The 12537-nt window shown below is 40.4% G+C and carries 12 protein-coding genes; 9 read left to right on the top strand and 3 right to left on the bottom strand.

Features of this window, described 5'->3' with window-relative positions; translation table 11 throughout:
* Positions 1-177: 177 nt before the first annotated feature.
* Positions 178-1746 (top strand): fumarate hydratase, encoded by a 1569-nt coding sequence (locus MPH60_RS22285; RefSeq protein WP_272492804.1) that lies wholly within the window; start codon positions 178-180, stop codon positions 1744-1746.
* 49 nt (positions 1747-1795) lie between these two features.
* Here MPH60_RS22285 and MPH60_RS22290 read toward each other — a convergent pair whose 3' ends face one another.
* The gene (locus tag MPH60_RS22290; protein ID WP_170971547.1) at positions 1796-1933 is read right to left on the bottom strand and encodes a hypothetical protein; all 138 of its coding nucleotides are present in this window, start codon (positions 1931-1933) and stop codon (positions 1796-1798) included.
* A 109-nt stretch (positions 1934-2042) separates the two neighbouring features.
* On the opposite strand from MPH60_RS22290, the gene MPH60_RS22295 reads away from it, so the two are divergent.
* The 6 genes from MPH60_RS22295 (at position 2043) to MPH60_RS22320 (ending at position 7983) form a co-directional block, all read left to right on the top strand.
* Positions 2043-2228 carry a hypothetical protein gene (locus MPH60_RS22295; RefSeq protein WP_101224872.1) on the top strand — a complete coding sequence of 62 codons (186 nt, stop codon included), beginning with the start codon at positions 2043-2045 and terminating at the stop codon, positions 2226-2228.
* Between the two features lie 556 nt (positions 2229-2784).
* Positions 2785-3570, top strand: a complete 786-nt coding sequence (gene pdaA / locus MPH60_RS22300) for a delta-lactam-biosynthetic de-N-acetylase (protein ID WP_405390283.1) — start codon at positions 2785-2787, stop codon at positions 3568-3570.
* A gap of 121 nt (positions 3571-3691) precedes the next feature.
* Positions 3692-4576 (top strand): DNA-3-methyladenine glycosylase family protein, encoded by an 885-nt coding sequence (locus tag MPH60_RS22305; RefSeq protein WP_241589997.1) that lies wholly within the window; start codon positions 3692-3694, stop codon positions 4574-4576.
* Complete coding sequence (rlmD, locus tag MPH60_RS22310; protein WP_241589996.1) at positions 4573-5961, top strand: 23S rRNA (uracil(1939)-C(5))-methyltransferase RlmD; 1389 nt, start codon at positions 4573-4575, stop codon at positions 5959-5961. Before MPH60_RS22305 ends, rlmD begins: the two co-directional genes overlap by 4 nt.
* Before the next feature lie 404 nt (positions 5962-6365).
* The gene (locus MPH60_RS22315) at positions 6366-7328 is read left to right on the top strand and encodes a tRNA dihydrouridine synthase (protein ID WP_241589995.1); all 963 of its coding nucleotides are present in this window, start codon (positions 6366-6368) and stop codon (positions 7326-7328) included.
* Between the two features lie 127 nt (positions 7329-7455).
* The gene (locus MPH60_RS22320; RefSeq protein WP_101224868.1) at positions 7456-7983 is read left to right on the top strand and encodes a DUF1456 family protein; all 528 of its coding nucleotides are present in this window, start codon (positions 7456-7458) and stop codon (positions 7981-7983) included.
* Between the two features lie 166 nt (positions 7984-8149).
* Here MPH60_RS22320 and MPH60_RS22325 read toward each other — a convergent pair whose 3' ends face one another.
* Positions 8150-9049, bottom strand: a complete 900-nt coding sequence (locus MPH60_RS22325) for a 3-hydroxyacyl-CoA dehydrogenase (RefSeq protein WP_241589994.1) — start codon at positions 9047-9049, stop codon at positions 8150-8152.
* Between the two features lie 285 nt (positions 9050-9334).
* Here MPH60_RS22325 and MPH60_RS22330 point away from each other — a divergent pair, with 285 nt between their 5' ends.
* A complete protein-coding gene (locus tag MPH60_RS22330; protein ID WP_241589993.1) occupies positions 9335-10603 on the top strand; it encodes an S-adenosylmethionine decarboxylase related protein in 1269 nt (422 codons plus the stop codon).
* Positions 10604-10827: 224 nt separating this feature from the next.
* On the opposite strand, the gene MPH60_RS22335 is transcribed toward MPH60_RS22330, so the two are convergent.
* Positions 10828-10968 carry a hypothetical protein gene (locus MPH60_RS22335; RefSeq protein ID WP_241589992.1) on the bottom strand — a complete coding sequence of 47 codons (141 nt, stop codon included), beginning with the start codon at positions 10966-10968 and terminating at the stop codon, positions 10828-10830.
* Between the two features lie 373 nt (positions 10969-11341).
* Between MPH60_RS22335 and MPH60_RS22340 the strand changes: the two genes are divergently transcribed.
* Positions 11342-12532 (top strand): glycine C-acetyltransferase, encoded by a 1191-nt coding sequence (locus tag MPH60_RS22340; RefSeq protein WP_241589991.1) that lies wholly within the window; start codon positions 11342-11344, stop codon positions 12530-12532.
* Positions 12533-12537: the final 5 nt, after the last annotated feature.

Consider the following 12537-nt stretch of genomic DNA (forward strand, 5'->3'; position numbering starts at 1 on the left):
TTTCTGGCGCTTTGCTCATTTCTCTCGAAATTGCTTTTCATTATGAAAAATAATTACTTGTTTTCGAAAGATTATGTTAGATGTATAATAAAACGGGTGTTATATCATTCGCTATTTATAGAGAAGCAGGGAAATGATTAAATCTAAACTAGGGGAAATAAGAGGGGGAAGAGAAATTTGGATATTCAAAAATTCCAAGAAAGTATGTACAGTCTAATCGTTGAAACTTCAACGAATCTTCCAAAGGATGTTCGTCGTGCGGTCAAAAGTGCAAAACAACGTGAAAATGCAGGTACTCGTTCTGCATTGAGCCTGACCACCATCACGAATAATATAACAATGGCTGACGACAATGTATCACCGATTTGTCAGGATACTGGTCTGCCGACTTTCAAAATAAAAACTCCAGTTGGCGTGAACCAACTTGAAATAAAAAAAGCAATCCGGAATGCGATCATCTTAGCGACAAAGGGCGGAAAACTTCGTCCAAACGCAGTTGACTCTTTATCTGGTGAAAATAGCGGGGATAACCTTGGGGAAGGTCTTCCTGTCATTAAATTCGATCAATGGGAAAAAGACTATATTGATGTTCGTCTTATCTTAAAAGGCGGCGGCTGTGAAAATAAAAACATCCAATACAGTCTGCCTATGGAGCTTGAAGGATTGGGAAAAGCGGGCCGTGATTTGGACGGAATCCGTAAATGTGTCCTTCACTCTGTCTACCAAGCACAAGGACAAGGCTGCAGTGCCGGCTTTATCGGCGTTGGTATTGGAGGGGACCGTTCATCCGGATATGATCTGGCTAAGGCCCAACTTTTCCGCAGTAATGAAGATGTGAATCCGAATGAAGACCTTCGTAAACTTGAAGATTACATCATGAAGACAGCTAATGAATTGGGAATCGGCACGATGGGCTTTGGTGGCGAAACTACATTGCTTGGATGTAAAATCGGCGTCATGCACCGTATTCCGGCAAGCTTTTTCGTATCCGTTGCGTACAACTGCTGGGCGTTCCGCCGTTTAGGGGTGAAAGTCAATCCTGAAACAGGCGAAATCAATGAGTGGTTATATCAAGAAGGGGAGAAAATCGACTTTGCTTTGGAAGCAGAAAAAGCAGCGAAGGATGAAGTGGCAGCAGCTGCAGAATCGGACGTTGAAGCTTCCCGTGAAATCACCCTGCAAGCACCAATCACGGAAGAACAAATCCGTGAATTAAAAGTTGGTGACGTCGTTCATATTAACGGCAGAATGTATACAGGCCGTGACGCCATCCACAAGCACTTATCTGAAAATCCTGCTCCAATCGACCTGGATGGACAAATCATCTATCACTGTGGACCAGTTATGCTGAAGGACGAAGAAGGCAAATGGCATGTGAAGGCTGCCGGACCGACAACGAGTATTCGTGAAGAACCATACCAAGGCGATATCATGAAACGATTCGGTATCCGTGCAGTTATCGGTAAAGGCGGAATGGGACCAAAAACTCTGGAAGCACTTAATGAACACGGCGGCGTTTATCTAAATGCAATCGGCGGGGCTGCTCAATATTATGCAGACTGCATCAAATCCGTCGAAGGCGTGAACTTCACTGAATTTGGTATTCCAGAAGCGATGTGGCATCTGAATGTTGAAGGCTTCACTGCAGTAGTAACTATGGATTCACATGGAAACAGCCTGCATAAAGACGTTCAGCAATCTTCATTGGAAAAATTGGCACAATTCAAAGAACCAGTATTTAAATAAATGTATGGAAAAAGACGCTCACCAAACGGTTGGCGTCTTTTTCCATAGCTTACTCTTCTATTTCCGGCAGTGGATCGATCCTTGATGCATCCTCTAAATTCAGTCCACTTTTCACAAAATGAACAAACACTCCACCACTTAAACCAAGACAACCAACAAAGCCTAAAGTGATAACCCATTCCAGCATTTCATTCCCCCCCTGCTAATGTATATGAAAAAAAGGCGAAAATTACCTCAGAAAAGTACAATCTTTTGGAAAGGTCGCACATACATTAGAAGAGAAAGGGGGGATTTTCATGCAGAATAACTACTTCTTATTCTTTATGGCCATGCTAACTGGTTTTGCTTTCATCAAACTTCCTGTGGCAAACACGATTTTCTCCGGACTTGAAACATTCCTTGACGTAATCGGAATTGTAATCGTTCTCATTTTCGCTATCGCCATTATTTGGAAGGCGGCACAAGCGTTATTTAAAGGATAAACAAAACATGGAGGGCCGATCCTTTTCGGAGGAGAGGTCCTTTTTTGCGTCGGATTATAGATAAGAATTCGGCCTCCGGTGCGTAATTCGACCGTCGTCGGCGATAATTCGGCCGACGTCGGCAGTAATCCGATCCACGGAGCGAAAAATTCGACCGACGTCGGCAATAATTCGACCCACGGAGGGGAAATTCGACCGACGTCGGCAGTAATCCGACCCACGGAGCGAAAATTCGACCGACGTCGGCAATAATTCGACCCACGGAGGGTAAAATTCAACCGTCGTCGGCGATAATTCGACCCACGGAGCGAAAATTCGACCGTCGTCGGCAGTAATACGACCTTTGGAGACGAAAATTCAACCGACGTCGGCAATAATTCGACCCACGGGGGGAAATCCAACCGACGTCGGCGATAATTCGAGCTTCGGAGCGAAAAATTCGACCGACGTCGGCAATAATTCGACCCACGGAGGGGAAAATTCGACCTTCACAATATCATGCATATAAATCTCCATGTTCCAAACAATAAGAAAAAAGGACATGGGGGATATTCCAATGAAAAAAATGGTGATTTTATCCGCTTTTATTTGCTTGATATGCTCTTTGGCAAGCCCGGCTTTTGCAGAATCCTATAACTGGGGTTTCAATAAAGGAAAAAATGGGACACCTGCCGATGCCGGTAAAAAATTCAATGAAATGCTGCCTGAATATGAAGCGATTTATAAGGGGGATACAAAGAAAAAAGTCGTTTATTTAACATTTGATAACGGTTATGAAAATGGCTATACGGCTCAAATTTTAGATGTTCTGAAGAAACATGGTGCTCCTGGAACTTTTTTTGTCACGGGGCATTATTTAAAAACGGCACCTGAGCTTGTTGTCCGTATGGCTAATGAAGGGCATATCGTAGGAAACCATTCATGGAACCATCCGGATATGACCAGCGTGACGGACGATGTGATTCGCACGGAGCTTGAGAGGGTAAAAGAAGCAACGGAAAAATTAACGGGGCAAAAGGGAATGAACTATTTAAGGCCGCCTCGTGGGGTATTTAATGAGAGAACAATGAGGGTTGCAAAAAAAGAAGGGTATTACCACATCTTCTGGTCACTGGCATATAGAGACTGGATTGTTGATCAACAAAAGGGTGCCGCGTTCGCTCACGATGAAGTGCTTAAGCAGATTCATCCCGGTGCGATTTTATTATTGCATACCGTATCGAAGGATAATGCGGAAGCATTGGACTCGATTCTGACGGATCTTGAAAAACAAGGGTACGCTTTCGGTAGCCTTGATGATTTAATGATTGAGAAGCAGTTGCCGAACCGAATGCTTTATTAAATGAGAAGCGGGTCCTGAAGAGATAATTCAGGTCCCGCTTTTATCCATTCTCCTCAATTTCAAGTAATATTTCAGGAAACATGCTATAATACGTGGAAAACTGCTAAAGGATGGATCGCTTGTGTGGACAGAAAAATTACAGGTTCAAGGACCCTATAATTTCGATCTAGTTCTCGAACGATTATCGTTAGACCCACTTCAGGTAGTTGATTTTACTAACAGGACGGTAAAAGTTCCGCTATATATAGAAAAAGAGCCAATCGTTTTGCAGGTTCAGGCAATAGGAAATATCGATGAACCATCTTTTATCATCAAAGGTCATTCAGAGGTATACAAGTCAAAAGCAATCGAACGGTTAAAAAAGGTTTTTCATTGGCATCAGCCATTAGAAGGCGTTTCCCGGCATTTCCGGGAATCCGATTTGCGGGAAATCTTCGAAGAACACCGCGGTACTGCCATAGTCTTGGACTTCGATTACTACAGTTGCCTCGTCAAATGCATCATACATCAGCAATTGAACTTATCCTTTGCCCATACGCTTACGGAACGATTCGTTAAAACCTTCGGCTACCAGATGGAAGGTGCCTGGTTTTATCCGACGCCGGAAACAACCGCCCAACTTAAAATCGAGCAATTGAGGGCCATTCAATTCAGCGGGCGGAAAGCGGAATATGTCATCGGACTTTCCGAGCAGATCATTCAGGGCCATCTCAACCTTGATATAATGGAAAGGCTATCCGATCAAGAGGTTATGGATACACTAATAAAAATACGCGGTATCGGTAGATGGACGGCTGAAAACTTCCTGCTTTTTGGACTTGGCCGGCCGAACCTATTTCCTAAAGCCGATATTGGCATTCAAAATGCCTTGAAAATATTATATGGCTTACCGCAAAAGCCAACCCAAGAAGAAATGGAGACCTATAGTGAGAAATGGGCTCCATATCTAAGCTACGCTTCCCTCTATTTGTGGAGAAGCATTGAAAAACGGAGTGAAAAGAAATGACAAACATTCAAGATACAAAACTGGAAGTGAACCAAACCCTTCCCCTTACGATTAAACGGCTTGGCATTAATGGAGAGGGAGTCGGTTATTTCAAAAAGAAAGTCGTCTTCGTTCCAGGAGCATTGCCTGGTGAAGAAATTGTAGCTTTAGTCACAAAGGTGCAGCCAAACTTCACCGAGGCGAAAATAAAAACCATCCGTAAAGAATCACCGCACCGCATTGCAGCGCCATGTCCGGTTTACGCTGAATGCGGCGGATGTCAGTTACAGCATTTAAGCTATGACCAGCAGCTTATCGAAAAGCGCGATATCGTCATTCAAGCGATGGAGCGCCATTCAAAATTACCAGTTTCTTCATTAAATGTAAAAGAGACAATTGGTATGGAAGATCCTTGGAATTACCGTAATAAAAGTCAGTACCAAGTCGGCCAAAAAGATGGTAAATTGATTGCTGGCCTTTACGGCTTGAATTCCCATAATCTGATCGATATCCCGAATTGCCTTGTACAGCATAAGGCAACAAATAAGGTAACACGTACAGTGAAAAAGATACTAAAGAACCTGAACATCTCGATATATAACGAAAGAAAAAGAAAAGGTGTTATTCGTACGGTCATTACACGGGTAGGCTTTGAAACAGGTGAAGTGCAGGTTGTCCTTGTTACGGGTGCAGAGGAAATTCCACAAAAAGATCAATTGCTAAAACAAATTCGGGACCAATTGCCAGAAGTGAAATCGGTCGTTCAAAACATCAACAACCGGAATACTTCACTGATATTTGGCGAAAAAACGATTCACCTGGCAGGCGAAAAAGTCATCAACGAAACATTGGGTGACCTATCATACGAACTATCAGCCCGTACATTCTTCCAGCTTAACCCCGTTCAAACGGTTCGCTTATATGATGAAGTGAAAAAAGCGGCTACCTTAACCGGCACGGAAAAAGTGGTTGACGCATATTGCGGTGTGGGAACCATTGGGCTTTGGCTGTCTGAAAATGCCAAGGAAGTCAGAGGAATGGACGTCATTAAAGAATCCATTGAGGATGCCAAGAAAAATGCCAAAAAACATAAACGCGACAATGTATACTATGAAACAGGCAAGGCCGAGAATATCCTTCCACGCTGGAGCAAAGAAGGCTGGAAACCGGACGTACTTGTCGTCGACCCGCCAAGATCCGGCTGTGACCAATCGTTACTGCAGACAATCTTGAAAGTAAAACCGAAAACCATAGTGTACGTTTCATGCAACCCTTCCACATTGGCGAAGGACATACAAGAATTGAGCACTTCTTATCGCGTGGAGGCCATACAGCCTGTGGACATGTTCCCGCAGACGAGCCATGTAGAGTGTGTCTCGCAACTCATTTTAAAAGAAGGCAACTAACGAATTGCTAGTTGCTTTGTATAGAGATTTTACACTGATGTAGATGGGTAAATATATTGGAATCACGTATTGATAATAAGGGAATAAAATACTGATTTTCTGAGAACATGTTTTATTAAAACATGTTCTCCTATTTTTTATTCTTCTTCATAATGGAATTCTGGTGGGTTTGAGCTATAAATACGTTTTGGGTATTCAGGTCCGCCGTCAATTCCATTCAGGACCGAAATTCGTTAAAATAAACATTGAATAGTTTTTCACAATTATAAATGTCCAAAATGTACTTGTGTTTGATAATGAGTTATTAAGCATGATATAAGTGTAAAAGAAGTGGAACAATTGACTTTATATTTTTTGACCGAGTGTTTGAAGTTGTATCCATAGTGAGAGGATTTGAGTTAGAAATGATAGATAATTTTTGGCGTGATTTACCACGACCATTTTTTGTACTTGCACCAATGGAAGATGTGACAGATGTTGTTTTTCGTCACGTAGTAAGTGAAGCCGGTCGACCGGATGTATTTTTCACAGAGTTTACAAACTCGGATAGCTATTGTCATCCAGAGGGCATGAAAAGTGTCCGTGGCCGTTTGACTTTTACAGAAGATGAACAGCCAATGGTGGCACATATTTGGGGGGATAATCCCGAATATTTCCGTCAAATGAGTATTGGCATGGCAGAGCTGGGATTTAAAGGCATCGATATCAATATGGGCTGCCCTGTCCCGAATGTGGCATCGAGAGGGAAAGGTAGTGGCCTTATTCTGCGTCCAGACGTTGCGGCAGAACTTATTCAAGCAGCAAAAGCGGGCGGACTGCCTGTCAGCGTGAAAACACGACTTGGCTATAATGATGTAAATGAGTGGGAGGAGTGGCTGACGCATATTTTACAACAGGATATTGCGAACCTTTCCATTCATTTACGTACAAGAAAGGAAATGAGCCAAGTAGATGCGCATTGGGAGCTAATTCCGGAAATCAAAGAATTACGTGACCGTATTGCACCAAATACGCTACTAACAATCAATGGAGACATTCCTGATCGTCAAACTGGGCTGCAGCTTGCTGAACAATATGGTATTGATGGCGTTATGATCGGGCGAGGTATTTTTAAAAATCCTTTTGCTTTTGAAAAAGAGCCAAAAGAGCATAGCAGTAAAGAATACCTTGATCTTTTAAGATTGCAGCTTGATCTTCAAGATCAATATGCGGAAGAATTGCCACGTTCAATCACAGGGCTTCATCGCTTTTTCAAAATTTATGTTAAAGGATTCCGTGGAGCTGGAGAATTAAGAAATCAATTGATGAACACGAAATCAACAGATGAAGTGCGTGCATTGCTTGATAACTTTGGAAAAGAATATTGATGGGAGCAATAAGCAGAGTGATCCGGGAATCTGGAAAAGGTTCTCGGATTTTACCCTGCGTTTATTTCCATCCATTTGTGAAATAATGAAAGTACTGTGAATAGAGAAATACATAGGAGGTTTTTGGATGCATAATCATGATATATTAATTCGATTAAGATATGCGCTTGATATTAAAAATAAAGATATGGTAGAGATATTTAAACTTGGGGAGATCGAAGTGACAATGGAAGAAGTCATGCAGATGCTTACAAAACCAAAAGATGATTATTATGATGAATATGAAGAATATGATGATATGGATGAAGAGGAAGATGGGATAACCTGCAATAACATGATGTTAGAGTCCTTTTTAAATGGTTTGATCATTTTTAAAAGAGGGAGACAAGAGCCAAAACCTGGTCAGCCTCAAAGTCAGGCGCCTGCTGTAAAGAATAAGGAAAGTGTGAATAATATCCTTCTGAAGAAACTGAAAATAGCCTTATCATTAACCAGTGAGGATATGATTGATATTTTGGAAGAAGCAGGAGTCATGATAACCAAAGGGGAATTAAGCGCTATACTAAGAAAAGTAGGTCATAGGAATTATAAAGAGTGCGGAGATCGATACGCGAGGAATTTCTTAAAAGGATTAACTTTGAGATATAGGGGATAAGGGTTCAGTAACTGTTTCTATCATGCACATCATTACAATTAGGCCTTGATTTCGTGAAAAGTACTTTTCCGATTTCAGGGTCTTTTTTCGTATGAACGTTTGGAAGGGATAGAAAGTGCGAAATAGTAAAAAAACAGAAGGCGCCGTCAAGGCACCTTCTGAATCATTAATCTTTTAAAAAGTCTGGTTTTGCGAAATTGGGGTTGGGATATTTATAAAAGCCTTCTCCAGCTTCTCTTCCGGTTTTCCCTTTATCGATATACTCTGTTTTCAATAAGTTAGCCAGCTTTTCAACCTCTGGATCACCTGTCGCTTTCGCTTTTGCAAGTGAAATATTATAAGCGGTATTGATTCCTACCACGTCCAATATGGCGAAAGGACCAAGAGGTGCCCCTGTTGCGACCATCCACGTTTTATCGATGGTTTCCGTATCAGCCACTCCTTTTAATAAGAGCATTTGGGCAGCATCCAAAAGAGGAACCAATAAGGAATTTAGAATATAGCCTGGCTGCTCTTTATGTAAAGGCAGAGGAACCATTCCAATCGCTTTTGCAAAATCAATCACTTCATCGAACACTTCACTATCCGTTCCAGGATGCTTCATGATTTCTGCCGTATTGTTTTTCCAGATTTCATTAGCGAAGTGTAACGCCAGGAATTTTTTTGGACGACCTGTCGCTTCGGCAAACTGGCTTGGTAATAATGTAGAAGAGTTCGTGGCGAAAATTGTTTTTTCAGGTGCCACTTTTCCTAACTCTGTGTAAAAATCGGTTTTGATTTGAACCACTTCCGGAATCGCCTCAATCACAAGATCAGCTTCGGAAACGGCAGCAGATAAATCACTGTGGAAAGAAATGCGGGAATAAGCAGTATTAAGATCTTCCTCCGCAGCGCCTATGTCTTCTTTATAGTATGGCTTTAAATTAATGATCCTATCTTTTGCACGTTCTAACGCTTCATCATTGATGTCATATACTGATACGTTAAATCCTTTGAATGCGGTTTGAAATGCAATCTGACTTCCTAAAACGCCGCTGCCGGCAATCGTGATATTCTGATAATTCATAGTCATTCTCCTTTATTTCTTTTGGATATCTATACTTGTTAATTATTTCACTTAGCTTGAAAATAGATGCAGGAATAGCTTAGGATATATATTGTTTTCCCTTCAAGGGACCCGATAAACGCATTTTAAAACGTAACACCCCTTCTTTGATGCAGGGGTTTCTTCATACCTTCCTATCATTTTGGCTTGATGATAGCTTGTACGTATTGCTCATTTCATCAGTTGCCCATTGCATTTCACCCGTAACCACATAGTTTATAATAAAAGGTTGGACGAGGTGCAAAAATGGATGATGACCAAAAAGTGATAACCATTCTTGGGAGTGCAGGAGGGGCCGCAAAATCAATACTTTCCATATTGAATAAATCAGCTATTGATAAAAAGGATCCAATCCATCTTTTTATATCCAGCTGTATTATTCACTTAATTGATAGTAAACAAAAGGAAGAAAAATATTATCATGAATTATTTCCACAGCTAAAAGATCAAATTGTACTGCATCAATTTGATTTAAAAGATACAAAGCGGTTTATTAAGCATCTTGAAAGCACAAAAACATTATGTGTCATTGATCTTTCATGGGCGGATACGGTTGAAATGCTGCAATGCTGCGACGCATTAGGCATTCATTATGTTAATTCCGCTTTAGAAAATACAATGATCGATGAAAATGAAGAATTGTATTATGGGTTTCCTCTAATTGAACGGATCAGGCATTTTGAAAAGGTTAAAGATCAATTTTCCAATTCTACAGCTATCATTGGGTCGGGAATGAATCCAGGGGTGGTCCAATGGATGGCCATTGAGCTGTTAAAGAGTGATTCAGAGGAACGGCCGCTTGGCTGTTACATTGTAGAGCATGACAATTCGTTTTTTAAGGACAAATCGAAGGCAAAGAATGATGTCATTTACACAACCTGGTCTCCCGAGTGCTTTCTGGATGAAGCTATTTCAAGCTATCCAATGTTTATGAATCATCATACCCCGCTCTTTTTATATGAAAATGTTTATGATGTCGAATTTAAGGTCACATTAGGGGACAAACAGTTTTACGGTTGTTTAATGCCACATGAGGAAGTATATACTTTAGGTAAATTGTATGATATGGAAGGCGGCTTTTTATATAAGGTAAATGACCATACGACGGAGTTAATCCGCTCGAATCTGGATGACACCGATCAATTATGGAACCATGACATGAAGGTTCTGGATCCGCTTGAAGCCGAACTTGACGGGGAAGATCTAGTTGGTGTCCTTATTGTTTATCAAGATAAGGAGCGTTATATGTATAATACATTAAGTAATCGCGATATCTTTTCCAAATACAAAACCAATGCAACATACTTTCAAGTGGCCTGCGGGATATATGCTTCATTATCGGTGCTGCTAATGGATCAAATCCCCAAAGGGGTATACTATGTGGATGAGTTATTGTTAAATACCAATAATCATTACGGTCAGTATTTGACCTATTATATGACGAGTTTTGTAATTGGGGAAAACAATCATTCAGATGGTCCTTTACTTCACAGAATGAAAAAGATGAATCAATAATTTTCAACTATATAAAGTTGTGCACAAGGTGGGGTAAAGGAAAAAGGAAAAATCCTTATTTTTCAAATTTCCCTTCTGAATGTGCATAACTTTTTTGTTTTTTGATTTTCTTTTTACGTGAACGTTATGGCAATATCCGGAGCTGATCAGCAGCTCTTTTTTTATTGTTGTAATGGACTTTAGCGTCCGTAAGTACAATGTAAAACAGACAAAAAAGAGGATAATCAATCCCCTTGGTTGTCTTCATTTGTTTGTTCATCAGATTTTTGGACGATTTCTTTTAATTCACCAATGTCACCTTTTGCATTGATAATCTCAAAAATTTCATTTAAGCCTTCTGAGGTTTTTTCATCTTCCGTTTTCACTATACCCCTCCTTAATTAGGTTAATGGTTAAGGTCTCCAAAAAACCAGTAGATAAAACATCAGCTGCCTTGGAAAATTGATGAAATTCTCTTCGCGATTTCATTGATATAAACGCATTTTAGGCTGATGTTTATTGTAAAAACTACAAAAATTCAAATTTTTTTGTCCATGCAATATGGACAACAATAAAATTATCTATTATTATGATTGTTATAAGACTTAGTATAAAGGGATTTTTGTTAATATTGAGTGTGTTTTTGGGGAAGACACGTGTATTTTTGGAAAAAAGGAAAATATACAATGTTTTTTAAATTGGGCTAAAACATAAAAAGATCCTGCATTTATTCCAACCATCAATGAGGGGGTATATTAAATGTCAAGTGAAATATTAAATAAATTTTTGAAAGAAAATTTGGAAGATTTAAAAGAAAAGGGGCTTTATAACGTTATTGATCCGGTGGAAGGTCCGAACGGTCCGGTAATCACCATTGCAGGCAGAGAGCTAATTAATTTATCATCCAATAATTATTTAGGTTTAGCAACAGATAGACGATTAATAGAGGCTTGCATAGAAGCGACGAAAACATATGGAGTCGGTGCCGGTGCGGTCCGTACAATCAACGGAACGTTAGATATTCATGTCAAATTAGAAGAAAAGCTTGCCGAGTTTAAACATACAGAAGCAGCCATTGCTTATCAATCTGGATTTAACTGTAATATGGCAGCGATTTCAGGAGTGATGGATAAACATGATGCCATTCTTTCAGATGAACTGAATCATGCTTCAATCATTGATGGTTGCCGATTATCCAAGGCGAAAATTATTCCCTTTATCCATTCCGACATGGACGATTTACGGACAAAAGCACGTCAAGCAAAGGAGTCCGGATTGTATAACAAGATCATGATTATTACCGACGGAGTGTTCTCCATGGATGGGGATATTGCCAAGCTTCCCGAAATTGTGAAGATAGCAGAAGAGTTCGATTTAATCACGTATGTTGATGATGCGCATGGTTCGGGTGTATTAGGTAATGGTGCAGGAACGGTAAAACATTTTGGATTATCGGATAAAGTGGATTTCCAAATAGGAACATTATCCAAAGCCATTGGTGTTGTTGGTGGCTATGTAGCAGGAAAGAAAGATTTGATTGATTGGTTAAAAGTGAGAAGCCGTCCATTTTTATTTTCAACGGCTGCCACACCAGGAGCAGTTGCAGCTAGTATAGAAGCCATCGATATATTGATGAATAGCTCAGAACTTCAAAATAAGCTGTGGGAAAACAGCGATTACTTGAAAAAAGGCCTAAAAGAATTAGGGTTTGATATCGGGGAGAGCGAAACACCGATTACACCTTGCATTATAGGTGATGAAGCAAAAACGCAGCAATTCAGCAAGAGGCTGAATGAAGAAGGTGTGTATGCCAAATCCATCGTATTCCCTACCGTTCCAAAGGGAACAGGAAGAGTAAGGAATATGCCTACTGCTGCTCATACAAAAGAGATGCTGGATCGTGCAATTGCCATTTATGAAAAAGTAGGAAAAGAGATGTCGATCATATAAGAAAT

The organism is Peribacillus sp. Aquil_B1, from assembly GCF_022603275.1.
Classification (GTDB): Bacteria; Bacillota; Bacilli; order Bacillales; family DSM-1321; genus Peribacillus.